General features: G+C 34.3%; 28 protein-coding genes. 21 read left to right on the top strand and 7 right to left on the bottom strand.

Translation table 11 applies throughout. The annotated features are described in order from the left end of the window. Positions 1-6: 6 nt before the first annotated feature. From JFU23_RS03740 to JFU23_RS03730, 3 genes are all read left to right on the top strand, one after another. On the top strand, positions 7-1179 hold the full coding sequence (locus JFU23_RS03740) for a 3-phosphoglycerate dehydrogenase family protein (protein ID WP_201031414.1): 1173 nt from the start codon (positions 7-9) through the stop codon (positions 1177-1179). A 13-nt stretch (positions 1180-1192) separates the two neighbouring features. Continuing rightward, positions 1193-2440 (top strand): DUF1015 domain-containing protein, encoded by a 1248-nt coding sequence (locus JFU23_RS03735; RefSeq protein WP_016101045.1) that lies wholly within the window; start codon positions 1193-1195, stop codon positions 2438-2440. A gap of 85 nt (positions 2441-2525) precedes the next feature. After that, positions 2526-2903 (top strand): hotdog family protein, encoded by a 378-nt coding sequence (locus tag JFU23_RS03730; RefSeq protein ID WP_201031413.1) that lies wholly within the window; start codon positions 2526-2528, stop codon positions 2901-2903. A 230-nt stretch (positions 2904-3133) separates the two neighbouring features. Here JFU23_RS03730 and JFU23_RS03725 read toward each other — a convergent pair whose 3' ends face one another. Together JFU23_RS03725 and JFU23_RS03720 are read right to left on the bottom strand one after the other, a co-directional pair. Continuing rightward, the gene (locus tag JFU23_RS03725) at positions 3134-3529 is read right to left on the bottom strand and encodes a DUF3224 domain-containing protein (protein ID WP_201031412.1); all 396 of its coding nucleotides are present in this window, start codon (positions 3527-3529) and stop codon (positions 3134-3136) included. A 196-nt stretch (positions 3530-3725) separates the two neighbouring features. Then, the gene (locus tag JFU23_RS03720; protein ID WP_201031411.1) at positions 3726-4757 is read right to left on the bottom strand and encodes a S66 family peptidase; all 1032 of its coding nucleotides are present in this window, start codon (positions 4755-4757) and stop codon (positions 3726-3728) included. A gap of 290 nt (positions 4758-5047) precedes the next feature. On the opposite strand from JFU23_RS03720, the gene JFU23_RS03715 reads away from it, so the two are divergent. The 6 genes from JFU23_RS03715 to JFU23_RS03690 all read left to right on the top strand — a co-directional run bounded on the left by JFU23_RS03715 (position 5048) and on the right by JFU23_RS03690 (position 10318). Next, positions 5048-5692, top strand: coding sequence for a hypothetical protein (locus tag JFU23_RS03715; RefSeq protein ID WP_201031410.1), 645 nt, complete (start codon positions 5048-5050; stop codon positions 5690-5692). A gap of 179 nt (positions 5693-5871) precedes the next feature. After that, positions 5872-6141, top strand: a complete 270-nt coding sequence (locus tag JFU23_RS03710) for a 2TM domain-containing protein (protein ID WP_000438998.1) — start codon at positions 5872-5874, stop codon at positions 6139-6141. Positions 6142-6479: 338 nt separating this feature from the next. Beyond that, positions 6480-7319, top strand: a complete 840-nt coding sequence (locus JFU23_RS03705; protein ID WP_201031409.1) for a YitT family protein — start codon at positions 6480-6482, stop codon at positions 7317-7319. A 235-nt stretch (positions 7320-7554) separates the two neighbouring features. After that, positions 7555-8232, top strand: coding sequence for a response regulator transcription factor (locus JFU23_RS03700; protein WP_000781971.1), 678 nt, complete (start codon positions 7555-7557; stop codon positions 8230-8232). A 1-nt stretch (position 8233) separates the two neighbouring features. Further along, positions 8234-9610 carry a sensor histidine kinase gene (locus tag JFU23_RS03695; protein WP_201031408.1) on the top strand — a complete coding sequence of 459 codons (1377 nt, stop codon included), beginning with the start codon at positions 8234-8236 and terminating at the stop codon, positions 9608-9610. Positions 9611-9847: 237 nt separating this feature from the next. Further along, complete coding sequence (locus tag JFU23_RS03690; protein ID WP_201031407.1) at positions 9848-10318, top strand: DinB family protein; 471 nt, start codon at positions 9848-9850, stop codon at positions 10316-10318. Between the two features lie 117 nt (positions 10319-10435). On the opposite strand, the gene JFU23_RS03685 is transcribed toward JFU23_RS03690, so the two are convergent. Both JFU23_RS03685 and JFU23_RS03680 read right to left on the bottom strand, forming a co-directional pair. Further along, positions 10436-11695, bottom strand: a complete 1260-nt coding sequence (locus JFU23_RS03685) for an MFS transporter (RefSeq protein WP_201031406.1) — start codon at positions 11693-11695, stop codon at positions 10436-10438. 13 nt (positions 11696-11708) lie between these two features. Then, positions 11709-12386 carry an ArsR/SmtB family transcription factor gene (locus tag JFU23_RS03680; RefSeq protein ID WP_201032254.1) on the bottom strand — a complete coding sequence of 226 codons (678 nt, stop codon included), beginning with the start codon at positions 12384-12386 and terminating at the stop codon, positions 11709-11711. A gap of 185 nt (positions 12387-12571) precedes the next feature. Here JFU23_RS03680 and JFU23_RS03675 point away from each other — a divergent pair, with 185 nt between their 5' ends. Together JFU23_RS03675 and JFU23_RS03670 are read left to right on the top strand one after the other, a co-directional pair. Beyond that, positions 12572-13636 (top strand): ABC transporter permease, encoded by a 1065-nt coding sequence (locus JFU23_RS03675; RefSeq protein ID WP_002190134.1) that lies wholly within the window; start codon positions 12572-12574, stop codon positions 13634-13636. Next, positions 13636-14307 (top strand): ABC transporter ATP-binding protein, encoded by a 672-nt coding sequence (locus tag JFU23_RS03670; protein ID WP_002084586.1) that lies wholly within the window; start codon positions 13636-13638, stop codon positions 14305-14307. The genes JFU23_RS03675 and JFU23_RS03670 overlap by 1 nt, the downstream gene beginning before the upstream one ends. A 72-nt stretch (positions 14308-14379) precedes the next feature. On the opposite strand, the gene JFU23_RS03665 is transcribed toward JFU23_RS03670, so the two are convergent. After that, a complete protein-coding gene (locus tag JFU23_RS03665; RefSeq protein WP_201031405.1) occupies positions 14380-15510 on the bottom strand; it encodes an LPXTG cell wall anchor domain-containing protein in 1131 nt (376 codons plus the stop codon). Between the two features lie 150 nt (positions 15511-15660). After that, the gene (locus tag JFU23_RS03660) at positions 15661-16242 is read right to left on the bottom strand and encodes an AAA family ATPase (RefSeq protein WP_002190132.1); all 582 of its coding nucleotides are present in this window, start codon (positions 16240-16242) and stop codon (positions 15661-15663) included. Positions 16243-16666: 424 nt separating this feature from the next. On the opposite strand from JFU23_RS03660, the gene JFU23_RS03655 reads away from it, so the two are divergent. From JFU23_RS03655 to JFU23_RS03610, 10 genes are all read left to right on the top strand, one after another. Beyond that, complete coding sequence (locus tag JFU23_RS03655) at positions 16667-17140, top strand: DUF4188 domain-containing protein (RefSeq protein WP_002013729.1); 474 nt, start codon at positions 16667-16669, stop codon at positions 17138-17140. Positions 17141-17330: 190 nt separating this feature from the next. Further along, entirely contained in the window at positions 17331-18251 is a 921-nt protein-coding gene (locus JFU23_RS03650) for a class I SAM-dependent methyltransferase (RefSeq protein ID WP_201031404.1), read from the top strand. A 199-nt stretch (positions 18252-18450) separates the two neighbouring features. Then, on the top strand, positions 18451-18876 hold the full coding sequence (locus tag JFU23_RS03645) for an ester cyclase (protein ID WP_078185540.1): 426 nt from the start codon (positions 18451-18453) through the stop codon (positions 18874-18876). Between the two features lie 366 nt (positions 18877-19242). Then, entirely contained in the window at positions 19243-20037 is a 795-nt protein-coding gene (locus JFU23_RS03640) for a MerR family transcriptional regulator (protein ID WP_016101058.1), read from the top strand. A 109-nt stretch (positions 20038-20146) separates the two neighbouring features. Further along, positions 20147-20971, top strand: coding sequence for a CPBP family intramembrane glutamic endopeptidase (locus JFU23_RS03635; RefSeq protein ID WP_201031403.1), 825 nt, complete (start codon positions 20147-20149; stop codon positions 20969-20971). Then, the gene (locus tag JFU23_RS03630; RefSeq protein WP_201031402.1) at positions 20958-21323 is read left to right on the top strand and encodes a hypothetical protein; all 366 of its coding nucleotides are present in this window, start codon (positions 20958-20960) and stop codon (positions 21321-21323) included. Before JFU23_RS03635 ends, JFU23_RS03630 begins: the two co-directional genes overlap by 14 nt. 60 nt (positions 21324-21383) lie before the next feature. Continuing rightward, a complete protein-coding gene (locus JFU23_RS03625; protein WP_201031401.1) occupies positions 21384-22496 on the top strand; it encodes an aminopeptidase in 1113 nt (370 codons plus the stop codon). Positions 22497-22776: 280 nt separating this feature from the next. After that, entirely contained in the window at positions 22777-24009 is a 1233-nt protein-coding gene (locus JFU23_RS03620; protein ID WP_201031400.1) for a DUF4073 domain-containing protein, read from the top strand. Between the two features lie 211 nt (positions 24010-24220). Continuing rightward, positions 24221-25216 (top strand): D-cysteate sulfo-lyase, encoded by a 996-nt coding sequence (cuyA, locus tag JFU23_RS03615; protein WP_201031399.1) that lies wholly within the window; start codon positions 24221-24223, stop codon positions 25214-25216. Positions 25217-25345: 129 nt separating this feature from the next. After that, a complete protein-coding gene (locus tag JFU23_RS03610; protein ID WP_088039743.1) occupies positions 25346-25975 on the top strand; it encodes a class I SAM-dependent methyltransferase in 630 nt (209 codons plus the stop codon). A gap of 290 nt (positions 25976-26265) precedes the next feature. On the opposite strand, the gene JFU23_RS03605 is transcribed toward JFU23_RS03610, so the two are convergent. Continuing rightward, a complete protein-coding gene (locus JFU23_RS03605; protein ID WP_201031398.1) occupies positions 26266-26556 on the bottom strand; it encodes a hypothetical protein in 291 nt (96 codons plus the stop codon). Between the last annotated feature and the right edge of the window lie 86 nt (positions 26557-26642).

Raw genomic sequence — 26642 nt, 5'->3', positions numbered from 1 at the left:
GGGGATATGTTTCGTGTTCAGACGTTAAATCAAATTGCCGAAAAGGGTTTGCAAATTTTTGATGGGAATCGCTATGAAATTGGAGACAAAGTAGGTTATCCAGATGGTATTTTACTTCGCAGCTATTCTTTACATGAAGAAGAGTTTTCAGAAGATTTAAAGGCGATTGCAAGAGCTGGTGCCGGTGTAAATAATATTCCTGTTGAGCGTTGTACGGAAAAAGGGATTGTAGTATTTAATACGCCAGGGGCTAATGCGAATGCAGTGAAGGAACTTATTATCGCAAGCCTTATTATGTCTTCCCGTAATATTATAAATGGAGTGAGCTGGACGAAAGAGTTGGATGGAGAAGAAGTACCACAGCTTGTTGAAGCAGGGAAAAAGCAATTCGTTGGATCAGAAATTGCAGGGAAACGTTTAGGGGTTATCGGTCTTGGCGCAATCGGTGCTTTAGTTGCGAACGATGCGTTATCTTTAGGGATGGACGTTGTCGGATACGACCCGTATATATCAGTTGAAACAGCATGGCGTCTTTCTACGCAAGTACAAAGAGCGTTTAGCCTAGATGAAATCTTTGCAACGTGTGATTATATTACACTTCATATTCCTCTTACGAACCAAACGAAGGGGATTATTGGTGAACACGCTATAGAGACGATGAAAAAAGGAATGCGTCTATTCAATTTCTCAAGAGGAGAACTTGTAGATGAAACAGCTCTTCAAAAAGCGTTAGAAGAAGATATTATTACACATTACGTAACAGATTTCCCGAATGAAAATGTGATAAAGATGAAAAATGTAACAGCAACGCCTCATCTTGGTGCATCTACGTCTGAATCTGAAGAAAATTGTGCAATAATGGCTGCACGTCAATTACGTGAATATTTAGAGACAGGTAATATTCGTAATTCAGTAAACTATCCAAACGTAGAACTTCCGTACATCGGAAAAAAACGAATTACAATTATGCATCAAAACGTTCCGAACATGGTAGGACAAATTACAGGATGCTTAGCAGAACATCATATTAATATTGCGGATATGATTAATCGTAGTAAACATTCTTGGGCGTACACAATGATTGATATTGATAACGGAATTGATGATATAATGAAAGAGAATATTGTGGAAAATATAAGTAAAATCACAGGTGTTGTAGCTGTTCGAATGATTGTGTAAAGGAGAGAGAAACTTGGCAAAAATCCGACCGTTTCGTGCTATTCGTCCAGTAGAAGGAAAAGCAGCACAAGTAGCAGCTTTACCGTATGACGTATTAAATAGTGAAGAGGCAAGAGAAGTTGTAAAAGGGAATCCATATTCTTTCTTACACGTTGATAAAGCAGAAATTGATTTAGACCCGGCACTTTCACCGTACGATGATCGCGTATATGAAAAAGCGGGTGAAAATTTAAAGCAATTTATACAAGAAGAAGTGTTCGTTCAAGATGAGGAGCCAGCGCTTTACATTTATGAACTGACGATGCAAGGAAGAACGCAGTCAGGCCTTGTCGTTTGTACATCGATTGACGAGTATGAAGATGATACAATTAAAAAACATGAAAGAACGCGTCATGAAAAAGAACTTGATCGTATTCGCCACGTAGATGTGTGCGACGCAAATACGGGGCCAATCTTTTTAACGTATCGTACAAAAGAAGAAGTGAAACGTTTCATTGCAAGCTGGAAAGAAGAACATGCGCCAATCTTTACATTTACAGCAGAAGATGGTGTTAGGCATGTTGCGTGGAAGATTGCAGATGAAGAAGTAATTACGACTTTAGTAAATGCATTTGAAGACATTCCCAATCTTTACATTGCAGATGGACATCATCGCTCAGCATCAGCGGCAAAAGTTGGGCTAATGCGAAGAGAGCAATATCCGAATTACACAGGAGAAGAGGAATTCAATTTCTTCCTATCTGTTTTATTCCCTCATGATGAATTATCAATTTGGGACTATAACCGGGTTGTGAAAGATTTAAACGGTTTATCAGTCGAGCAGTTTTTAAAGCAAATTACGCAGTACTTTTATGTAGAAGAAGCAAATGGTTCTCCGTATAAACCAAATGAACCAAAATCATTTGGCATGTATGTAAACGAGAAGTGGTATAAGCTCACTGTGAAAGAGGAAACGTTTGATGCGAATGATCTCGTTAAAGGATTAGATGTATCTATTCTGCAAGATCATTTATTAAGCCAAGTACTTGAAATACATGATCCACGATCTGATTCACGCATTGATTTTGTCGGAGGAATCCGCGGATTAGAAGAATTAGAACGCCTTGTAAATAGCGGTGAATATAAAGCAGCGTTTTCATTATATCCGACATCAATGGAAGCTTTATTATCAATCGCAGACGCAGGGGAAGTTATGCCGCCAAAATCAACGTGGTTTGAACCGAAACTGCGCAGTGGGTTGTTTGTTCATTCGTTAAAATAAATATAGACTTCTTTAGATTGAAAAACCGAAATGATTATAGTTTCGGTTTTTCTTATGTTAAAAGTGTTTTTGAGGAGGGGTATCGATGAAATTACAAGTAGGCGAAAAAATCACCTTTGAGCGAACTTTTACAAAAGAAGATGTTGTTTTATTTACAGAAGTATCTAAAGATGAAGGTGTTCATCATGTTACACCAGATGAGCAGGGGAGATTTGTTGTACAAGGGCTGTTAACATCAACGCTGCCTACAAAAATTGGCGGTGACTATAACGTACTAGCTCGCAAGATGGATTTTGAATTTTTACGTCCTATTTTTAGCGGTGATACAATTCGTTGTGACGTAACTATTGAACAGTTTGAACCCGATGAAAAACATCGTACAAAAATTATTGCGATGTTTATATGTAGGAACCAACTTGAAAAAGAAGTTATGAAGGGGAGTTTTTCGGGAATTATTCTTTAGTAAGTAGGAAAAGTAATGAATAGGTGGGGGCCATGTCTCTCGGGCTTAGATTTTAATTCCCCCATAATTAAAATTTTACACATTGCTGAATACTGATAATAAGACGTTATGTAATATACTCTGTTCTTTTCTTAACTAATAGAAGAATAGTTGAATAAGCTCGTCAACAAAAAAAGGACATTCCTAGTATTACAAGAAATGTCCTTTCCACTAAATTATAGGGTATTTTGCTAAAATTCAAACTCTAAAATCAGTTTACTGGTTTGACCTGTAAACTGATAATTATAGGACCCTCTCAGATTTTTTAAGTTACCAGTAGCTTTAATAATTGTTCCTGGGGAATCTAGATTTCCTTTATCAAATATTCCTTGCTCTATAGCTGTAAATGTCCCTTGTTGCCCCTTATAAATTCCTTCAAAGTGTAAAAATCCAGAAATTTTAGCAGTAGCCAAGTGACCATCATTTATATTTGAGTCTAAATAATATAATAAGTATTCAACAAAAGCTTTTCCTTTTAATTCACCATCAATATCATATTCAACATGGGCAATATTAATAGGGAAATCTTTTCTAGTATCATCAATTAGTTTTTCATCCCATTTACTTACTGTAAATGTTACTTCCATAAACGTAATCTCCCTCCAATTATATACTTTTAAAAAGTATCAATTCACAGTCATATCTCATAGGAGTGATTTTATTTATTGGGGTCCTTTCATTTCGCTATCAAGCTAACCAAAATAAAATACTCTCTAAAATGAAAAAACACGCTATTTTTTCTGTAGGATCAGGAAAATTGCTATACTTATTTAAAGTTTTCCTTTATTCCACGCCACTCTCTAAAATAGAGAAAGACCCATTTTCACAATCAATTTCTGCCATCGCACCGTAAGGTAAAATAAACTTCGGCTCGGTATGGCCAAAATTTAAATTATAAAGAATCGGCAAATCTTCTAAGTTATGTTCTTTCATAACTTGCAGTATTTCATGTTTATATTCTTCATAATACATTTCGTCTTTTGGTTTACCAAAGATGATACCCTTTGCTTTTTGAAGAATGCCTTGCGCTGCGTAATTTCGTAACCAATACTTTATATAGCTTGGTTCTGGATGGTCTTCAGAAGTTTCAAAGAAAATGATGGTATTCTCCCAATGTTTTTTCTCAGGCCAAAGTTCCGTTCCTTTTGCAAATTCCAATACTTCTATACAGCCACCAATTAAGCGTCCTTGTACGGTAGTAGAGCCTTGAAGTAGTTCATAGCCATTGTTTTGTTGCATCGTACGCCTTGTATCTTTATTTACCTCTATCCATTCTAAACGCTCACTCGTCCATTCAGGAGCTGGTTGAATCTCGCCAATATTCTCATTTGAAAAGAGAGTCCGATTTACCATTTCAACTGTATATGGATCCATCTCTACATTTTCGGCAAAATCAGTTAAAATGGCTGGACCGTAAAAAGAGGAAACTCCTGCTTTATGACAAAACAAGTGTGAAACGGTAACGTCAGAGTACCCCATAAAAATTTTCGGATTTTCACGTATTACATTAAAATCTATATAAGGAAGTAAGCGGATGCTATCTTCACCGCCAATATTCGCAATAATTGCTTTCACGCGCGTATCTTTAAATGCTGTCATTAAATCTTCCGCACGAGCCTCTGGGTTGTTATAAATGAATTCGCTACCTTTTAAACTATTCGGCATTGGAACAACCGTAAGACCGAAAACTTCTTCTAATCTCTTTACTCCTTGTTCATAACGCCATCTTATCTCAGAATCGCCTGCGCCTCCCCATGAAGGACTTACTATTGCCACAATATCTCCTGCCTGTAATCTCTTTGGTTTCTTTAACATATTAACTCCGCTCCTACATAATGTAATGGACTACGATTATACAAACTGTAGCATTGAAAAAATATGATGCATCACATTAATTTCTTCGTTATCAATCCGTTTACCTGCTGGTATTCAAGAATTTAGCGCTCGTGTTGAATATAGGAATAATCGATTTATATTTGAAAATCACAGTATGCAACATTGCATAAGAAAGATGGTTGCTATTTTCTATAACCTGTAACTATAATAGTTACAGGTTGGTCGTATCCAATCAAAAAATAAGATTATCATGAATGGAGAGGTTACATATGGGTATGAAAAAAATAATTTTAGCAGGTGCTTTAGGGATCGCAGCATTATCAGGAACGAATTTACCAGGATTAGAACTATCAAAAGCGAGTGCCGCTTCTATTGAGTCGAATTTCTCGACGTTAGAAGGGCGAGTAATAGAAGTAGATAACGGTGTAATTGTCGTAAAATCTAAGCAATATGAGGAGCCTGTAAGTGTATATATAGATTCCCTTTCAAATGTGAAAGTAGGGGATGAGGTTAAAGCTACTGGATCTATGATGCGTAATTTTACGGAATATATGATTGCAAATACAGTTGAAAATACGTCAAATAAATTAGGTATGCACATGAAAGAAGACGGTTCTCCTGATTATGTAATTGGGGAAGTATCAAAAATAGGAACGATGGAATATGGGGGAGACGGTTCTACTAAATATGCCGTAGTTGAGTATCCATCGCTAAACGGAAAAAAAGATATTATTGATGTTTTCTTAACGAAGGGACAAGTATTTCATACAGGTGAGAAAGTAAAAATTGATATGAAGTATGTAGGATGGGGCGGAAGTTCTATTAACTGGAACACAACGGACAACATTGAAAAAGTTCATGAGGTAAAGAGCAACGCTGAAAATAATGATGATGATGTTTGGATTTGGTCTTAATTAGACGCTTGTAAATAACAAATGTATCATGCAGTACCCATCGAATCATCATATGTATGATAATTCGATGGGTACTTTTTTGTTTTATGTTTTTTTGAGAATAACGAATTTCCGATTAGAATATGATGTTAATACTGGAGCGAAGGTGAAAAAAACAATATGGAAAGAGGTGTTTAAGGGTGGAGCGAGATGAGGTTTATTTACGAGCTAAAAAAAGGGTAGAGAATTTACAAGCGTTTTATATTCATTTAACGGTTTATATACTAGTGAACTTAATGCTTTTTATTATAAATATAAGCTCTGATTCAAGTAAATTATGGTTTTTATATCCACTTGCAGGTTGGGGGATTGGTATCGTTATACACGGTTTGACAACTTTTCCATTTGGGATATTCGGAAAAGAGTGGGAAGAACGAAAGATTAAAGAATATATGGAGAAAGATAAGTAAATTTATTTCTGGAATGTATAAATATAAATCTCTGTGGTCAAATGTTTGATGCGAAGTCTATTATATAGCTTCGCCTATTTGCTTTGTATTCAAAGTTTGTGCGAGTGAGTGTTCCTATTCATTTTTTAGCGTGAATTGCATGTGAAATCAAAACTTTATTTGTAGCACATAATAAATACAGTTGTTTTACTTTTTAAATTACATGTGGGTATAGGATAAAGTTGTTTTATCATCCTATATTAAAATAAAAATAAACCACTGTTCGATTTGAATATTCCACGATATAATGGTGAGAGTTTATGACAGAATAAATATTTACATAAGAAGTGAGGTACTGTATGAAAAAAAGAACGACAGACATTATTTTTATTATTATTGGTGCATTTCTTTTTGCGTTAGGTGTCAATTTGTTTGTTATCCCGAACGAGTTTGGTGAGGGTGGAGTAACTGGTATCACGATTATTACGTATTATTTATTTGAATGGTCACCAGGCTTAGTTAACTTAATTTTAAATGCGATTTTGTTAATAGCTGGTTATAAATTTTTAAATAAGATTACAACAATTTATACGATTATCGCTGTAGTTACGAACTCGCTATTCCTTCATTTGACAGAAGGTTGGACGATTGCTTCGGATGAAATGCTCGTAAATGCCATTTTTGGAGGAATATTTATTGGGTGCGGGATTGGTCTTATTATTCGCGTTGGCGGAACAACAGCAGGTACTACCATCTTAGCAAGGATGACGCATAAATATTTAGGATGGAGCATTAGCTATGGTTTACTGTTCTTCGATTTAATTGTTGCGTTTTCATCTTATTTCATCATTGGTGCAGAAAAACTGATGATAACAATTATTATGCTATATGTAGCAACGAAAGTGATGGAGTTTGTAATTGAAGGTTTAAATCCGAAAAAGGCTATTACGATTATTTCTGATAACCCGAATGAAATTGCCGGGAAGGTGACTACCTTAATGGGCAGAGGGGTTACCGTGTACTCAGGTCATGGCTATTACACGAAAACGCCGAAGGAAATTCTTTATATTGTTATTAATAAGCAAGAAGTAGTGAAGCTAAAACGGATTGTTCAAACTACGGATCCGGTTGCGTTCATCGCTATACACGATGTTCGTGATGTGTTCGGAGAAGGATTTGTTGATATTTCTAAAGCTTAGTAAGAGTAGAAATTGTTTTTATTAAAATAATCTTAATACTAAAATAAAAGAATCTATTTTGAATAATTTTTTTCAAAATAGATTCTTTTTATTTATCTTAAAATGTTGGCTTGTAGCGTATTATGTATCAACTCTTATTCAAAAAAACTAATAGCAGTTTGTTTTTCTTTTTCTTGCAAAAAATCCAATTGTTTCTTAATGTAAGGATGTAGAAGGATGAACAAGAGAGGGTTTAATGAAGATGATACATATTTTATTAGCTGATGATGATAAACATATTAGAGAGTTATTGCATTACCATTTACAAAAAGAGGGGTTTAAAGTTTTTGAAGCGGAAGATGGAAAGGTAGCGCAAGGCGTTTTAGAGAAAGAAAATATTCATCTTGCGATAGTAGACATTATGATGCCGTTTGTTGATGGCTATACGTTATGCGAAGAAATCCGGAAGTATCATGATATACCTGTTATTTTATTAACTGCAAAAGATCAGCTAGTAGATAAAGAAAAAGGATTCATTTCTGGTACGGACGATTATATTGTAAAACCGTTTGAGCCAGCTGAAGTCATTTTCCGTATGAAAGCATTATTGCGTCGTTATCAAATGCTGAGTGCTGATATTATTACGCTGCACGGTACAACAATTGACCGAAAAGGGTTTGAAGTGAAGTGTAACGGTCAGACGATTTTGCTTCCATTAAAGGAATTTGAATTATTATCACAACTTGCTAGTTATCCTGGAAGAACATTCTCGAGAGAAGAATTAATTGAATTAGTATGGGGAATGGATTTTGAAGGAGATGAACGAACAGTTGACGTTCATGTGAAGAGGCTACGAGATCGTTTTTCAAAACGAACAGATGATTTTCAAATTACGACAGTACGCGGACTCGGTTATAAGTTGGAGTTGAAATAAAATGAAATCACTATATTCTAGATTTGTTTTTATGACAGTCGGTATTATGCTTCTTAGTAGTATTATCGGTTTTTTATTAACGAACGTATATTATCAAGTGAAGTTAAAACCGTACAATAGTGAAAAGATTTTAATGTATGCTAAAGAAGTAAAATCATTATACGAAAAGCAAAGTGAAGAGAATAAAGAGGCATACTTACAGTCTATTGCGAAGTTAGGGTATGAAATTTATATTGTAGATGACGAAAATCATGGAAAGCGTATTGGGAATGCGTTTCGTAAGATAACAATTAGTGATGATACCGTTCATAAAGTATTGCAAGGTGAGACGTTTAATGGCGTTTCCACATATCCAACGCGCCTCTTTATTACAGGATTTTTCGATAATGAATTAATTAATAGTGTCGGTGTACCGCTAAAACACGATGATAAACAGTACGCTTTATTCATTCGCCCTGATATTCAGCAACAATTTGGTGAAATGAGAATTTTTCTAGCGGTATTACTCGGTTTCATCGTTGTATTAAGTATCATTTTTATAGCGATCGCAGCAGGGTATATTGTTCGTCCTATTCGAACATTTACGAAAGCGACTCAAAAGATTGCAAGTGGTGAATATGATATCGAATTAGATGAAAATCGAAAAGATGAAATTGGTACACTAGCGACTAATTTTCAAAAGATGACAAAGAGCATTAAAGAATTAGACCAAATGAGACAAGAGTTCGTTTCTAACGTTTCTCATGAATTCCAATCTCCACTTTCTTCGATACAAGGTTTTTCGAAAACATTACAATCGGAGAATATGAGTGAAGAGGAAAGAAAACGTTACTTGAAAATTATTGAGGGTGAAAGTAAGCGGATGTCTAGTTTATGTAAACAGTTACTTACGCTTGCTTCTTTAGATAAAGAAGAGAAGGTTTTACAGATAAAAGAATTCAATCTGCAGAAGCAAATTAAAGACGTCATTTTTATGCTCGAATGGAAATGGCGTGAAAAAGATATAGCTGTTGAATTTGATGTACCGGACATATCTATAGAAGGTGATGAAAACCTACTACATCAAGTATGGAGTAATATTTTTACGAATAGCATTAAGTTTTCAAACGATGGCGGGACGATTGAATTTGTTGTAGAAGAATTAGAATCCGGTATTGTCATTTCTATATCAGATAACGGAATCGGTATGGAAAAAGAAGAAATGGATCGTATATTTGATCGTTTTTACAAAGTAGATACGGCAAGGGCAAGAAACATAGAAGGTAGTGGTTTAGGGTTATCGATTGTACAGAAAATTGTTGAACTTCATAATGGAAACGTTTCGGTATATAGCACGAAAGGGGAAGGGACTACTGTTCAGGTGGAGCTTCCGAAATAGATGGAAAGGAAGAGGCTGTTTTTAGAACAGCCTCTTCTTATTTTTGTCAATTGGTCAATATATTATCACTTACGTGTAAAGTGATAAAAAGTTGTTTGAAAAAATGCGAGTCATTCTATTTCACAATTGGGTCAGTTTGTGGAATAAGATTAGCAGGAAGTTTATTTAAAAATGTAGAATCTCTACAGAGTTATAAGGATTTTATTGAAACTTTAACTATTTAGGGAGGCGATTACTTTGAAACGAATTGACTTGTTATTAAACGTACTAGATTCCACATTCGATAAAGAGAGTTGGTATGCACCGTTTAAACATGCTATAGAAGGACTTACAGCCGAACAGGCTATCTGGAAACCATATGGAGAGGCAACTAAAACCATTTGGGAGAACGTTAATCATCTCATTTATTACAAAGAGAGACTTGCAGCAAACTTGGAAGGCCGTGAATGGATACATAATCTCGACGGTGATGAAACCTTTTATCTTACCAATCAATCTAATGATGATAAGGAATGGAAGAAAGTCGTTGAACGTTGTGAAAATGCCCAACGTAATTTAAGACAGGTATTGAGTGCAATTTCCGAAAAAGAGCTTGAGCAAAGTTCACTTGAGGGTAAATTACTAGACATCATGCTTCATGATGCTTATCATACAGGCCAAATTATGCAATTAAGAAAAATGCAGGGATCATGGCCATCAAATCGATAATTGAACGTTTTAGTTGGTGCTATTGTTATATTTTTAGTGAGGTATTTTACATTCAAAATTAAATAACTATAATTATAACCCCGTCTCAAATTTAGAACGGGGTTAAATTTGTTCCTGCTATAAAGCCGCACCTTTCCCGCGCTCTTCCTTAAACCGAAGCCCAAAAGTATCCGCTGTAATTTCATCAGCTTTCGGCAATGAACGTAATTTCGGATGAAGTAGCCATACGAGAGAAATGAATAAAATTCCGATGCTAGCGAGCGCGAAAATGAGTTGGCTACTAAATACATTTGCGGTGTATCCGCCAATTAAAGAGCCGAACGGCATAGCGATTGTACCCATGCTTCGTGTGACTGAATTGATGCGTCCAAGATATTGATTTGGAATTAAAGTTTGACTAATTGTCGCAAATAATATGTTGGTCGCACCAATTGGTATCCAAGCTAAGCCGAATAAAAAAATTGATAACCATTGAAACGGTACAAACGTAGAGAGAAACCAAAAGAAAGCGCTAGTCGCAAAGCTAATAATGGAGACATGGCTAATATTATGTTTACCAACCCATGAACTGAATAGTGCTCCAATTAAACTACCGGCGGATATAGCGGCTAAAAAGAAACCGTATAATTTAACCCCTCCTAAAGAATCGGCGAAAGAAGGGAGTATTGCCATCGTCATACCGATTGAAAAATTAGCGACAACTGAACCGATTAAGAAGATGCCCATTAATGAACGAAAGACGATTGAAAAGCCTTCTTTTAAATCAGAGAAATATTGCTTTGTTGAAAGTGATGTGCCTGTTTCGGTTTGTGTCGGCATTTTTAATGAAAGAAACAAAATCGCAGTAATTGCGAATGTGAAAGAGTCGATTATATATAAAGTGATTGCGCCAAGTAATGCTACTAATATTCCGGAAAGAGTTGTACAAACTAAATCAATGCCTTGATAAGCAAAGGAAAAGAGTGAGTTTCCCTTTAATAATTGTGTTTTATGCAGTAGAAGTGGTAAAGCTTTTGATTGTGCGGGATAGGCGAATTGTTCGATAAAGGCTACGATGGGCATAATGATGAGTAGTAGCTGAACTGTTAATAGATCGAAGTAGTGTGTAATAGGAATGATTAATATAAGAATGCATTGCAGGACTTGTGTGATTACAAGGGTGTTTTTGATTGACCATCTATCAACGAATGGACCGGTAAGAAATTGTAATGCAGAAGGTAATAATGTAAGGAAACCAGCCAATCCAGAATAAAAAGGATCACCACTCAGCTCATATACGAGCCACATCGCTGCTACATAATACAAACTATCTCCTATGTTTGTAAAAATTCTCCCTAAAAATAGTAAGAGGAAATTCTGGTTTTTTAATACGTCCACTTTATCTACTCCTTTATAAAAAAATTATTCGGTAAAATAAATTTGACCGTTTATGTAAAAAAATCGCATTACGATTTTTCTTCTTTTTTACAAATTGCTGCATTGTTCTCTCAGCGATTTGAAGTGCAGTAGTAGAAATATAATAAGGTTTACTATTCGGATCTTTATCTGCACCTTTTGTGATTTCGTTTAATTCAGCCATTAATTCATAAAACTTTTTTACCCACACTTGAAATTGTTCTGGCGTTGCATCAAATTCCCAGCAGGATGAAACGTAATTCCACTTAGCTGGATCTTCACTTGCATTTTGTAATGTAAAAGCTTCTTCTGGTGCAGAGAGAATTTGGCTTTTCGTTCTTTCTATCATTTTTAAAAAGATTTGGCGACCGGATTCGCTTAATATTTCTAAATGAGGTAATAGATCTGCGGCAGGGGTGAAGCCTTTAGCGACAGATTGATAAAACTTTTGAACAATCCCATTCTTTTCTTCTGTATAAACGATCTCTATAAGCCCATTCTTTTCTAATTCTTTTAAATGATAATGAATTTTCGCCCTTGAAATGCCGAATTTCTCAGATAGTAATTGTCCAGTATAAGGACGTTCGCATAGACGTATCATCATTTCGGCACGTAGTGGATCGCTTAATGCTTTTAGTTGGCTATAAGTAGTTAGTGTTAATACGGGCTTCAACATGATCAACTCCTTGAATTAAATTACTCGGTCAATATTATTTGACTGAATTGTATCAAGGATTCTATTTATTTTCAATACTTTCAGAAAATTTATTTTTTTGCTCTGTAATCTTCTGTTCATATTCCGTTCATATTTCTTTTTTATGATAAATGCATAGAAAGAAAGAGGAAGGAGCGAGCGAAATGTTTTTAGCTCTGCGGGAATTAAAACAATCAAAATTAAGATACGGATTAATCGGACTGATTATGGTGTTATTATCATTTTTAGTCCTTGTTATTTCAGGATTAGCAAATGGACTATCATATGATAATGCTTCATCGATTCAAAATATGGAGGCAAATAAGTTCGTTTTAGCAGATGATGCGGAAAATAAATTACTTCGTTCACAAATTAAGAAAGATGATGTAGATAACGTAGTAAATCAAGTAGGCGAGAAAGAGGCCGTTCCGTTTCGTGTGAAAGTTTCAACGTATGAAAAGAAAGATAGTTCGAAAAAAGTGGATGTTGCTATTTTCTCAAGTGAACGTGATTCATTTTTAGAACCGAACATTGTAAAAGGTGAGAAATTAGGTACAGCAAATAACGAAATGGTTGCTGATGAATCAATTAAAGAAAAAGGAATTGATATTGGGGATACAATTATTGATCCTGTTTCAAAGAAAGAATTTACAATCGTTGGATTTACGAAAGATCAAATGTTTAGCCATACACCAGTCGTTTATGTAAATGAAGACGTATGGGGTGCTATTTCACAACCAAACCAAAAAGATTATAGTGCAATTGCGCTTAATACAGATAAAGAAATTAAAAATGCACATGTTATCGACAAAAAAGAAGTACTGCAAAGTATTCCAGGATTTAAAGAAGAGCAAGGAACATTAACGATGATCATTGCATTCTTACTTGTTATCGCTGCGTTACTAATCGGTGTATTCTTCTACGTAATTACGTTGCAAAAAACACAGCAATTAGGTGTACTAAAAGCAATCGGTACGAAAAATTCTTATTTAGCAAATAGCTTAGTCGTGCAGGCGTTATTCTTATCAGTCGTTGCGATGATAATCAGTATAGTTCTTGTACAAGGATTAGAACAAATTTTACCAGCGGGTATGCCGTTCTTATTAACAACACCAATGATTGCACAATATGCAGCAATCTTTATCGTCATTAGTATTTTAGGAACACTTATTTCGTTATATCAAGTGTTAAAAGTTGATGCATTAGAAGCAATTGGAGGCGGGATGTAATGACTTCATTATTAAAATTAGACAAAGTAAGTAAAGTGTACGGAGAAGGGAATACGGAAGTAACAGCCCTTCATCCGATGTCGCTTGATGTGAAAGCTGGAGAATTTATCGGAATCGTCGGTCCTTCTGGATCAGGGAAAAGTACGTTATTATCAATTGCGGGTGCTTTATTATCACCGTCAAAAGGGGATATTTACATTCGTGAGCAAAATATTACGAAGTTATCAGAAAAGGAAATGACAGACATTCGTTTGAAAAAAATCGGCTTCATTTTCCAGTTCGCAAATCTTGTTCCATATTTAAATGTAAAAGAACAATTGCTTTACATTGCAAAGCTAAAAAAAGAAAACAAACAAGAATCTGAAAAGCGTGCGGATCACTTGCTAGCAGCATTTGGATTATCTGAAAGAAAAACTCATTATCCAAATCAACTATCGGGCGGGGAAAAACAAAGGGTAGCAATCACTCGTGCTTTCATGAACAACCCAGATTTAATATTAGCGGATGAACCAACTGCAAGCTTAGACTCAAAACGCGCACGTGAAGTCGTGGAAATGATGAAACGTGAAGTGAAAGAAAGTCAAAAAGCAGCAATTATGATTACACATGATGAAAGAATGCTTGATGTATGTGATCGTATATTGACGCTTAGAGACGGGCAGTTAATATAAAGAAAAAAGGCCAACCGTACATATATGTGCGGTTGGCCTTTGTATGATTATTTTAAAATAGTTATAATAGCTTTATTTTGAGAATAACGTTTTAATTTTATTTCGTGTTATTAATAAACCCCCGCCTAATACAGATAACATACCTAAAGCCATATTGTTTGATTGCTCACTACCAGCGTTAGGAAGTTCTCTAGCACTGTTTTTCGCTGGAACAGTAGTAGTTGTAGTGTTATTATTCAATGTCGTGTGTTTAGGTTGTGATACTTCATTAATTTTGTTATCTACATTTTGCTTTGTTGTATGTAACTCAGCTAATTTGTCATCAATTTTTTTCTCAGTATGTTTAAAATCGTTTATTTTAATATCTAAGTCTTGTTTTTTCTTTGTTAAATCGTCTGAAACAGTTTGTTTCGCTTGTTTCATTTCGTTTATTTTATTTAGTAAATCTTGTCTAGCTTCTTGTAACTCAGCTAATTTGTTTTTCACATCTTGTTTAGCTAGTTCTAAGTTAGATGAAAGACTATCTAAATTGCCTTTAATTTTCTTAAGTTCTTCTAATGTGTTACCTGTATTCGGTTTATTTTCTTTAATTTCAGCAAGTTTGTCCTCAGCAGTTTGTTTCGCTTTCTTTAACTCAGCTAATTTGTCATCTACCTGTTTTTTTACTTCCTTAAGCTCATTAACCTTTGCATCGATATTTTCTTTATGCTGCTTAATTTCATTCACTTTTTCATCAACAGTTTGTTTATGTTCTTTAATCTCATTAACCTTTTCATCAACAGTTTGCTTATGCTCTTTAATTTCAGCAACTTTTTCATCTACTTGCTTTTTATGCTCTTTAATTTCAGCGATTTTATCTTCGGCGATTTGTTTGTCTTGCTGAAGTTTTGCATCTAACTCTTGTTTATGTTGTTTCATCTCGCCAATTTTTTCATCTGCAACTTGTTTACGTTCATGTAGTTCATTCACCTTTGTATCAACATTTTCCTTAACTTGGTTAAGTTCATTTAATGTTTGATCCACATTTTCTTTGTGCTGCTGTAATTTCGCATCTAACTCTTGTCTATGTTGCTTAATTTCAGCTAAGCGATCTCCCGTACTTTGCTGGGGAGTAGCTTCGTTTACTTCTGCATGAGTAGGGGTAGATCCCGCAATCATTGCTAAAGCTAGTGTAGACGCAGCGATTGTTTGTTTTGTTTTCATATTTTTGTACCTCTTTTCTTTCATATGCATGAGCTGTTTTGTGTAAAATTGAGCATATAGAAGTAGATTATTTTATTATTATATACCATGTTCGGCGCCTAGAGGAAGTATTTGCATAATAATCTATGATTATGTGATTCTTATAGTCTCTTATTTTGGGATAGGGGACAAATCTTCAGCAAGATGAACAATTTCTTCTATAGTAGATTTTACATCTTTACTATCGCGAATAACAAACAAATAATCAGCCTCATTTTCTACAGGATCTACTACATCTTCATGTTGAGATTCAGCCTGTTGCCGAACGAGTACTTCTTTGAAACTGGAATAGTTACCTCTAAATATATTTATACTTCGCTTACTACGAGCTACTCTTTCATAAAGAATATCATCTGGAATGTCAAAACGAACGAGTATGCGTACATATTCCTCTTCCTTAAACAGCTCATTCAGCAAATAAATCCGGCCGTTTCGGCTTCTATTTGAGTTGCAAATGATAAGGTGTAAATTTGTATGTTCTTTTGCATAATCAACAATGAATTTCGAAAGAGCGTGCTTAAATGTATTAGGGCCTTCAGTTGGCTGTAATTTTTCATAATGCGTGTTAATAAATTCTGCTTGGTTATCTTGATCCATAACGAAAGAGTGGGGTAACTTTTTTTCTAGTTCTTTAGCAAATGTTGTTTTACCACTGTGGGTTTTTCCTACTGTAATAATGACTAATCGTTTCATAGTAGCCTCCATATGTATTGTTATAATCTGGAATGTTCGGTGTGAATCGACAATTTTCCTGCCGAAGAAAATACAAAGTGGCTGAGTAGTAATGGGCTGAAAATTTCACCAAAAAACTTATTTATCCAATAATTCCCTAATGTGAAAAGTGTGATGTTGTCCTAACTCAAATGAACTAAAAAATATTCTGTTTAGAAAGGGAGCGGCAATGCTATCGTTATTGAAATATATTATGAAAATGTTCCTGGTGAAAAGGAGGTTTAGAACAAATATTAATAATAAAAGGGTAGGAAACATATACCCTTTATAGTTAAGTACAGCCTTTCATAATCTATGTTGAATCAATTGGAAAATTCATGGAAAAGTGTTATGGTTTATTTGGGAGCTGCACATTATTTATGTTCAGTAAAAAAGGGGGATTAAAGTGGGGGCTAAAATTTTTAACGGCAGGCATATAGCCAATAGCAAGGATCAAGAATTTGTTGTTTTTATTATTGGTATGCGTATTAATAACCTATTAAAATTTTGGAAGTGGATACCAGTTTTTAATGCTATGGGACCTATGATTAAAGAATTGTATCAAAATCCACAATGGGGTTTCTTACATACAGAATTCTTATTTAGTTGGAGAAAAGTAATCCTAATTCAATACTGGAAGGGATTCGACGAATTAGTAAACTATGCTCACGGAAAAAATCATTCATATGCTTGGAAATCATACAATAATAAGATTAAAGATAATGGGAGTGTCGGTGTTTTTCACGAGACATATCAAATAGAAAAAGGTGCTTCTGAAGCAATCTATGTTAATATGCCAAAAACAGGTTTATCTAGAGCTACCGAACACATACCAGTATCTCAAGATACTAATACTGCTCAAAAAAGAATGGATAAATAATTCGGAAAGTTCCGTATATAGTTTCGGTTTTCCTGCCAGAGAATATACAAAGTGTCGGAGTGTTAGCAGGTTGGAAAATTGACAAAAAAACTTATTTATTCTATAATTTACCAATATAAAAATAAAGTGTATAATAGGGTTCTCCTGGCCAGGGGGACCCTATTTTTGTTGTGAAAATGAAGGAGAGTGTATGTGCGTGAAAAAAGGTGAAGCAAGTGTAACGTCGTTAGTATCAGCTTTCGGAAGGGCGTATCATAGTGAATTTGATAGTTCTAAAATCTTTGATGATTATGTAGCTAAAGATCTTATTTCACAAAAAGAACGTAATAATATTGAAAAGAACATGGTTCAAGGAATACATTTTTTCAATAAAGACATTGCACAGCAGTTTCAAGATAATCCAAAAGAAATATTAAATTGGATTACACAAGTTCAATTATCACCAACACCTTTGGCACGCGCGGCATATTGTGAAAGAGTATTACTACATGAAATTGCATTAGGCGCAAAACAATACGTCATACTCGGTGCCGGCTTAGACACATTTAGCTTTAGACACCGAGAGTTAGAGAATAAAATAGAAATATTTGAAGTGGATCATCCTTCTACGCAAGCGTTTAAAATACAAAGAGTGAAAGAAGTGGAGTTTGAAATTCCAAGCAATCTTCATTTTGTTTCAATGGATTTTACTAAAGATTTCTCGAAGCAAAAATTAGTAAATGCAGGATTTGAAAATAAAAAGACGTTCTTTAGCCTATTAGGTGTTACGTATTATTTAACGAAAGAGGAACTTTCCAGTTTAATAGAATATTTATTCGAGATAGTTCCAGAGGGAAGTTCTATCGTTTTCGATTATCCGGATGAAAACTTATTTACGGAAAAAGGATTATCCAATCGAGTTGAAAATATGATAAAGATGGCTGAGATAGGCGGAGAACCGATGAAATCGTGTTTTTCTTATACCGAAATGGAAGCACTGTTAGAGAAATCGGACTTACTCATTTATGAGCACTTATCACCAGAGGATATTCATACATTATATTTTGAAGGACGAAACGATTATTTAAAAGCTTTTGAGACGGTCCATTATGTGCATGCGGTGAAGAAGTAGCTGATTATTAGTGTGAATTTAAAATAAAGTCACGATGTTTTGAATAAAGTTTCGATTTTTCTGGAAGATATGAACCGAAATATCTTAATCATGAAGAGGTCTTGTTTTTTTGTACGCGCGGATCAGTTTACTTTAATAGTTAGATTAAAATAAACTGTGATATGATTAGTATTGGATTTATTAATAAGGGGGTTTTCAAATGACGCCAGAACAAATTGTTAGAAAATTTTTTGAAGAAGTACGTTCAGGGAAGAATCCTGACTATTCAAATCAATTGATGGCAGAAAAAGTATTGGCACATCAAATTGTATCTGAAGAAGAACAAACAGTTTGCAGAACACCTGAAGATTATGCTGAACATGTAAGAGAGATGATTGAAGTATATGGTGATTTTTCTTTAGAAATACAAGAGTTTTTAGTACAAGGAAGTAAAGTATATGTACGTTGGAAACAAGTAGGTATACACTTAGGAGAAATCGATGGATATCAACCTACAGGACTCCCAATAATTCAAATGGCAAGTGCTGTGTATAGAATAGAAGATGGAAAAATAGCAGAGTATTGGATTCAAATTGATAGGTCAGGAATTCAAAATCAATTTGAGTGCAATAAAAATATTCAGTAGTTAATTTTTAATAGTAGTAGAAAAATAAAAGCAAGAAACAACATCTTGTTAAGCGAAATGCTTCTGTTACATAAGGTGTACAAACCGATTAAACTTTTTTCGGAAGAATTATTAGAATTATCACAAAAATATCGTATTTTGATTGACCTTTTTTAATAATAGGCTCTTTTCTTTTATTTATTAAAGTTAATGGTATTATTTCAATTAAATTTTATTTTAAAGCTACAATTAGGCATGGGGAGAAATCTCTGTGTCTTTTTTTGTGGGAAAACAAGGGGGAATATTAATAGGAAGGGAAATTCGATAATTTAAAGAATATGAAGTATGAATGTAATAAATTAAGTAGCAATGATAAAGGAGAACGTAATGTACACAATTGGACAAGTCGCTAAATTTTTAGATGTATCTAGAGATACTTTGAAGTTTTATGAGGAAAAAGATTTGGTCAAGCCGAAGCAAAATATTGAGAATGGATATAGAAAATATAATCATTTTGATATATATGATATAACAACGGTCAATTTCTATAGGGAAATGGATATCGAAATAAAAAAAATTCAGGAATTAAGAAAAAGTAAGAGTATAGAGGGAATAAAATCATTGTTAGAAGAGAAAGAACAAGAAGTTTTAGAGGAGATAGAATATAAAAAACTTCTTTTAAAAAAGCTTCAAATTGTAAAAGAAGATTGCGAAAAAACAACGCAATTCTTAGGGAAATACGTAGTAAAAGAAATGAAGCCATTAGAAGTAAACGGAGAAATAGAGCATTTTACTGCGTATGATGAATATGAATCTTTGAAACAGAATACGGATAGTTTAAAGAAAGCAGTTACTTTAACATCTTTACGAAGAGTTATAAGTTTTAATAAAGAAGGTATTATAGAAGATAAATTTATAATCGTAAGAAAAGTAGAAGACTTTGATAAAGAATTAGAAGGGGAAATTCTATCGCATCCAAAATGTATTTATACAGTTATTGAAGATGGAAGATGGGCAACTGGTGGGAAAAGTATTGATCATAATGTGGAATCCAGTTTAAGAAAAGCAGCAATAGAACAAGGACATGAACTTTTGGGGCTAGTGTATATAAATATATTACTTACCACATATGAAGAGGAACTTGAGCGTATATTTTTAGAAATTTATGCACCTGTAAAATAATGCTGACATGTATTGACCTGTGAGTAACCCCCAGGTTTAAGCTGAAAGTATCTGTAAATATAACTACTATTATGTTTACGAAATACTTAGTTTGAAATGGGGATTGTGCATGAATAGGGAAAAGAAACTAAAAAAACCAGTAGCGAGTTTTATCGTACTAACCAATATCACTTTTCTACCACTTTTTTTGCTTGTAGGAGCTATAAGTATGCTAGGATTCCCAGCATGGGTTTTTGATGTAATGTTTTGTATATCGTCTTGGTCCTCAACTTTTGTTTTTGCTGTGCTATTTAAAAAAATCTATCCAGGGCAGAGTTTTATACAATTTGTAAAAGACAAGTTCAAGAATAAACTTAAAGTTTCTGTAATTCTTATTGTGAGTATGATTCAAACTTTCATATTTTTAATGATTTTGTTTATCGTGTCTAAAAATAGTGAAGTAGACTCTATTTTTACTGTCTCTTCATGGGGAATGCTAATCTATTTCTTTGTTAAAAACTTTCTTGCGGGGCCATTGGGAGAAGAAATAGGATGGAGAGGTTTTGCACAAATTGAACTCCAAAAGAGGCATTCACCATTAAAAGCTTCGCTAATTATAGGATTTTGGTGGGGGACGTGGCATCTACCTATATGGTTTACTACAGGATTTGTAGGAATTGATTTATTTAAATATATTTTATTTTTTATGATTTCTATCATATCCATTAAAATTGTCATGACAGCATTCTATAACTTAAATCAAAATTTAATCATTCCAATCATTATCCACCAATTCTTTAATTTTTTTATCGGCATCATAAACGGAAACTTAATCGATCTAATCATGTATAACGCGATTTTTTATTTAGTAGTTGCAGTTGTTTTAATTGTTGTGAACCCAAAGAGAGTTCTGTATGGAGCGGAAGATATAAATAGCAGGAATGGAAAGTATTAAGTACATTGCTATTGGAAGGCGGGGAATGGTGAAGAATTATATAGGGATAGTAGCTGCTATAAGTACCTTTATCCTTTCAATTGTTTTTCTATATTTCAATCCATATAGCGATCAAGAGCTTGATAAGGAAGTATATATCACTGTATTTTTTATGTTCTTATTTCCTTCTTTTCTAGCAGTAATTGCGGCAATGGCAAGGAAAAAGGTTTTTATGGTCGTTTGTTGCATGTGGATGTTACCAGGAACTCTTTATTTAGGTGTAGCAGCGATACCTAGTTTATGGAATACATACGTTATATTTTTCATAATGTATTGTTTAGCTATTGTTTGGACGGAGAGGAGAAATGCTTAAAGAAAGTAGTTCTCTTTTTTTATTAATATATTGAAATGGTAGTGAAGGGACGAGGGTGTAATGAAGCGAAAACTATCGAAATTAGCGGATATACTAGTCAATCATTCTACGAAAGTGCAGCCTGGCGATCAAGTGTTGATCCAAAGTGTTACTGAAATAGATCCCGCAGTAGTTCGTGAAATTATTAAGTCTGTGGAAAAAGCAGGGGGATATACGCATGTATCAATGCGCGATGTTTCTGTAACAAGGCAATTGATTCTATCAGGATCTGAAGAACAATTTAAGTTATTTGCAGATTGGGAATGTTATCGCTTAAGTAAGATGCAAGTATATATTAATCTCCGTAGCCCTAGAAATGCATATGAATTAGCAGATGTACCAGCAGAAAAAATGAAATTATATCAAAAGATATTTGGAAAAGCTCATAGTGAAGCAGTGTATAAAACGAGATGGGTGACAACTCGAATTCCGAATGCGGCGTCTGCGCAAGAAGCGAATATGAGTACTGAGGCTTATGAAAAATTTTATTATGATGTATGTACGTTAGATTACAATAAAATGTCGAAAGCAATGAATCCGTTAAAAGAATTAATGGAAAAGACAAAGCAAGTTAGGATTATTGGAGAAGGTACGGATTTGAAGTTTTCAATTGAAGGAATTGGCGTTTTAAAAGGAGAGGGAACGGATAATATACCTGATGGTGAAGTGTATACAGCACCTGTTAAAAATTCAGTAAATGGAGTAATAACATTTAACACGGTATCTGTTCAACGAGGTTATGCGTTTAAAAATATAAAGTTACATATTAAGCATGGAAAAATAATAGAGGTACACGCAAACGATACAGAGCGAATAAATCAAATTCTTAATACGGATGAGGGAGCAAGATATATTGGAGAATTTGCACTAGCCTTTAATCCTTATATACTACACCCGATGAATAATACGTTATTTGATGAAAAAATAAATGGTAGTTATCATCTAGCGATTGGAGATTCGTTACAAGGTGCAGATAATGGGAATAAATCAGCGATACATTGGGATTTAGTAAACATTCAAAGACCGGAGTATGGTGGGGGTGAAGTTTGGTTCGATGATGTACTAATTAGAAAAGATGGGCGTTTTATTTTACAAGAGTTGTTCGGATTAAATGAAGAGAATTTGAAGGGGTAAAGTGCTTTATTGAGATTATGTAAAATAGATTAAAACACAACGTATCAAACTACGAGATTAATCGTGTGATTTTACACTCATTTAATATTAATAGGTAAATAGAACAATTGGTGCCAATTGTTAAATGCGTAGTGTAAAAAAGACAAAATCTCTTAAAAAATACTTAAATTTTTACTCCATCTATCTTTACAATCCCTCCTTATAATGTGAATTGGGCAAGCATCTAAGAGAAAGTAGAACATGTTAGTTTATACATTTTATTATTAGGGGGAGAAATTGTATGAAAAAGGTAGTTGCTTCGTTAGCCGTTATGGCGGTATTATTACCGACATTTACAATGCACGCGGAAGAGAAAGAGCGAGTAAGAAAAACAGCGACGATGTTTAATGTTATTAGTGACATTCAAGGGGATTTATCAGATTTTGATCACGTATTAAAAGATATGAACAAAGTGACGCCGCTTTCTAGAGCGCTTATTATGAATGGGGATATAACGCCAACTGGACAGCAGTCACAATATGATGATGTGAAGCGTGTGTTAAACAAGAATAAGCATCCAGAAAATGTATGGTCAACTGTTGGGAATCATGAGTTTTATGCTGGGAAATGGAAAGCTGATGGGACGTTAGCTCAAAATACATGGCCAAATGGTGTAACGGAAGAAACACTATTCAACCGCTATTTGCAGTTTAGCGGGCAAGAAAAGGTATATCATAAAAAAGAATTAGACGGTTATCCGCTTTTATTTTTAGGAACTGAAAAATATATGAAATACCACGATTCAAAAATGTGGGACGAAGTATATATGAGTGATGAGCAATTAGGCTGGTTAAAACAAAATTTAGAAGACTACAGTCAAAAAGATAAGAATAAGCCAATTTTCATTTTCTCTCATCACGTTTTACCGGATACGGTATCTGGATCAAAACAAAATCCGTATTTACAAGACTATTTAAATGTTGATAAATTGTACGATATATTAAAAGACTATCCGCAAGTTGTTTTCTTCACGAGTCATACGCATTGGGATTTAAATTTACCAGATTGGGCTGGTAAAAAGAAAATTGCAGGCGGAGATGAAAAAGGATTTACGGTTGTAAATACGGGAGGTATTGAAACAGGCTGGATGTCAGCTGGACCAAATGGCGGAGAGAAGACTGCTCCAGATGGCTATTCATTTAAACAAGGATTACAAATAAAAGCATACGGTAACGATGTAATCGTAACAGCTTACGATTATAAACGGGATAAGGGCATAAAGAAATTATCAATTAGTGATGCGAAAATCGCACAAATGGCACCAGATGTCACGGCTGATGATAATAAAAATGTAATTGTCGGCGCAACAGAATATATGGAGTACTCTATAGAAGGAACGAACGAGTGGAATACGTATAATCCATCAAAACCTCAAAAGTTTGATGGCGACAAAATCGTATACGTACGTCACAAAGGAGAAATGAATTTAGAGCCAGGATTAACACAGCTTCTTCGTTTTTCGGTAAATAAGTGATTGGAGAGGGCTCACGCATTTAAATGTGTGGGCTCTTTTTGTTTTATCGGTTTTTGTCGGTAAGTCGATATATTTGAAAAATCGCCGATATAAATTGCATTTACCGAAAATCTAATACATTTTTAATTCAGAAAGGTGACTTCATCATTTTTACATGCAATAATAGTATCGTTACATACATTGTGAAAGAAGTACAAAAGGAGCGTTATTGATGAATTTAGCTAAATTTCCGAGAAAAAAATATACAGAATCATATACACCAATTGAAAAATTAAACAATTTTTCTGAAGTACTTGGTGGGCCAACTATTTATTTTAAACGAGATGATTTACTTGGTTTAACAGCTGGCGGTAATAAGACGAGAAAGTTAGAGTTTCTAGTTGCGGATGCACAGGCAAAGGGTGCAGATACGTTAATTACAGCTGGTGGTATTCAGTCAAACCATTGCCGTCTAACACTTGCAGCTGCGGTAAAAGAAAAAATGAAATGTATTCTTGTGTTAGAGGAAGGGCTTGAGCCAGAAGAAAAGCCAGACTTTAACGGAAACTATTTCTTATATCATTTATTAGGTGCTGAAAACGTAATTGTTGTGCCAAACGGAACAGACCTTATGGAAGAGATGCATAAAGTAGCGAAAGAAGTTAGTGAAAAAGGTAATACACCATATGTAATACCAGTTGGTGGATCAAATCCTACTGGCGCAATGGGATACATTGCTTGTGCGCAAGAAATTATGGCGCAATCATTCGAGCAAGGAATTGATTTCAGTTCAGTTGTTTGCGTAAGTGGTAGCGCTGGTATGCATGCTGGTTTAATTACTGGTTTTTCCGGAACACAAAGTAAAATTCCTGTAATCGGAATTAACGTAAGTAGAGGAAAAGCGGAGCAAGAAGAGAAAGTAGCAAAACTTGTAGATGAAACTTCAGCTCACGTTGGTATCCCAAACTCTATTTCACGCGAGGCAGTTACATGCTTTGATGAATATGTAGGACCAGGATACGCTTTACCAACACCAGAAATGGTTGAAGCAGTACAGTTACTTGCGAAAACAGAAGGTATTTTACTTGACCCAGTTTATACAGGTAAAGCAGTAGCAGGATTAATTGATTTAATTAGAAAAGGCAAATTTAATAAAGAAGACAACATTTTATTCGTACATTCAGGTGGTTCACCAGCTTTATATGCGAATACGTCTCTATTTGCGTAAGTGTAAAAAGCATTGGGTATCCAATGCTTTTTGTTTTGAATTAATGTTGAAATTTGATACAATTTCGTGAATATGCGATGATTTTTCAACATTCAACGGTAGACAACGATATATAAAGGAGATTGATGTATGACAGAATTTTGGGAAGCAAGTTTTATAGAAAATCAAATGATGTGGGGATTTGAAGCTGCAGATTCCGCAATTTTGACGAAGGATTTTTTCCTTGAAAAGAAAGTGAAGGATATATTGATTCCTGGTATTGGATATGGAAGAAATGCAAAGGTTTTTATTGATAACGAAATACAAGTAACAGGTATTGAAATTTCAAAAACAGCGATCGAATTGGCGAGGGAAAATGAAATTAATGCTAATTTATTCCATGGTTCAGTTACGGATATGCCTTTTGATAACAAACTGTATGATGGCATATTTTCTTATGCACTTATTCATTTGTTGAATAAGGATGAGAGAGAGAAGTTTATTAAAGATTGTTATAGTCAGTTAAAACCAAACGGATATATGATTTTTACTACTATTTCTAAAGATGCCCCAATGTTTGGGAAGGGGAAACAACTTGGTAAAGACTACTTCGAGATAATGGAAGGGGTAAAAATGTATTTTTATGATGTTGACTCGGTAAAACAAGACTTTGGAAAATATGGACTGATGGAAACTACGGAAATTGTGGAGCCACATAAAAATATGGCAAGTAAACCTCCATTTAAATTTATAATGATTAAATGTCAAAAAACACTATAATTACCATTGTGTAAAAATAGTGAAAGGTTACTTAATAAGCTGGTTGAGTAAGCTATTCACTCATTGTTCTTTAAAGGCGAAGTAAGGGGAGTCAAATGGCGTCCCTTACTTCGCTTAATTTATTTTAAAGCACGTTTTAAACTTTCAATGAATCATTTGTTATATAATGGAATTATTGGAACGTGGGAGGGGTGATTATATGAGTACAACATTAAGATGGATCATATACACGATACTCAGCATTTCTATAATACTAATACTTCTTTTAGGTTACGGATTATATTTGTATTTTAAGTGAAATGGTAACCGAACCAAAGGAAAGATAAAATAATTGCTGTATTAAATAACGTAAAGGTTAAACCGATAATAGATAAAATTTTCTTTTCGCTGCGACTACAAAATGAGATAACTGCTAATATAATTGCTATAACAGCGGAAGTTAATATGAAGTACGCGAAAGGAACCACATATTCTACTCCAACTCTGTCTAAAATAGGTGAGAAGAGAAAGAGATTAATAGTAACGAATATACTTATAATGAGAAACGTATAACTTTTCCAAGTGTATGTTTTCAGTTGCATGGAATGGCACTCCTTCCTTATTAGTTTTTATATGTCTAATTGCAAGGTGTTTACCTTTATTTTACAATCAGGGATGCTTTTTATTA

Origin of the sequence: Bacillus sp. TH50 (assembly GCF_016650565.1) — a bacterium.
Taxonomy (GTDB): domain Bacteria; phylum Bacillota; class Bacilli; order Bacillales; family Bacillaceae_G; genus Bacillus_A; species Bacillus_A mycoides.
This window is presented reverse-complemented; position numbering and strand designations above follow the sequence as displayed.

Bases quoted from the DNA above. Each gene is read 5' to 3' on its own strand.
- JFU23_RS03740 (WP_201031414.1), top strand. From the start codon at position 7: ATGTTTCGTGTTCAGACGTTAAATCAAATTGCCGAAAAGGGTTTGCAA.
- JFU23_RS03730 (WP_201031413.1), top strand. From the start codon at position 2,526: ATGAAATTACAAGTAGGCGAAAAAATCACCTTTGAGCGAACTTTTACA.
- JFU23_RS03725 (WP_201031412.1), bottom strand. From the start codon at position 3,529: ATGGAAGTAACATTTACAGTAAGTAAATGGGATGAAAAACTAATTGAT.
- JFU23_RS03720 (WP_201031411.1), bottom strand. From the start codon at position 4,757: ATGTTAAAGAAACCAAAGAGATTACAGGCAGGAGATATTGTGGCAATA.
- JFU23_RS03715 (WP_201031410.1), top strand. From the start codon at position 5,048: ATGGGTATGAAAAAAATAATTTTAGCAGGTGCTTTAGGGATCGCAGCA.
- JFU23_RS03705 (WP_201031409.1), top strand. From the start codon at position 6,480: ATGAAAAAAAGAACGACAGACATTATTTTTATTATTATTGGTGCATTT.
- JFU23_RS03700 (WP_000781971.1), top strand. From the start codon at position 7,555: ATGAAGATGATACATATTTTATTAGCTGATGATGATAAACATATTAGA.
- JFU23_RS03695 (WP_201031408.1), top strand. From the start codon at position 8,234: ATGAAATCACTATATTCTAGATTTGTTTTTATGACAGTCGGTATTATG.
- JFU23_RS03675 (WP_002190134.1), top strand. From the start codon at position 12,572: ATGTTTTTAGCTCTGCGGGAATTAAAACAATCAAAATTAAGATACGGA.
- JFU23_RS03670 (WP_002084586.1), top strand. From the start codon at position 13,636: ATGACTTCATTATTAAAATTAGACAAAGTAAGTAAAGTGTACGGAGAA.
- JFU23_RS03665 (WP_201031405.1), bottom strand. From the start codon at position 15,510: ATGAAAACAAAACAAACAATCGCTGCGTCTACACTAGCTTTAGCAATG.
- JFU23_RS03660 (WP_002190132.1), bottom strand. From the start codon at position 16,242: ATGAAACGATTAGTCATTATTACAGTAGGAAAAACCCACAGTGGTAAA.
- JFU23_RS03650 (WP_201031404.1), top strand. From the start codon at position 17,331: ATGTGCGTGAAAAAAGGTGAAGCAAGTGTAACGTCGTTAGTATCAGCT.
- JFU23_RS03645 (WP_078185540.1), top strand. From the start codon at position 18,451: ATGACGCCAGAACAAATTGTTAGAAAATTTTTTGAAGAAGTACGTTCA.
- JFU23_RS03640 (WP_016101058.1), top strand. From the start codon at position 19,243: ATGTACACAATTGGACAAGTCGCTAAATTTTTAGATGTATCTAGAGAT.
- JFU23_RS03635 (WP_201031403.1), top strand. From the start codon at position 20,147: ATGAATAGGGAAAAGAAACTAAAAAAACCAGTAGCGAGTTTTATCGTA.
- JFU23_RS03630 (WP_201031402.1), top strand. From the start codon at position 20,958: ATGGAAAGTATTAAGTACATTGCTATTGGAAGGCGGGGAATGGTGAAG.
- JFU23_RS03625 (WP_201031401.1), top strand. From the start codon at position 21,384: ATGAAGCGAAAACTATCGAAATTAGCGGATATACTAGTCAATCATTCT.
- JFU23_RS03620 (WP_201031400.1), top strand. From the start codon at position 22,777: ATGAAAAAGGTAGTTGCTTCGTTAGCCGTTATGGCGGTATTATTACCG.
- cuyA (WP_201031399.1), top strand. From the start codon at position 24,221: ATGAATTTAGCTAAATTTCCGAGAAAAAAATATACAGAATCATATACA.
- JFU23_RS03610 (WP_088039743.1), top strand. From the start codon at position 25,346: ATGACAGAATTTTGGGAAGCAAGTTTTATAGAAAATCAAATGATGTGG.
- JFU23_RS03605 (WP_201031398.1), bottom strand. From the start codon at position 26,556: ATGCAACTGAAAACATACACTTGGAAAAGTTATACGTTTCTCATTATA.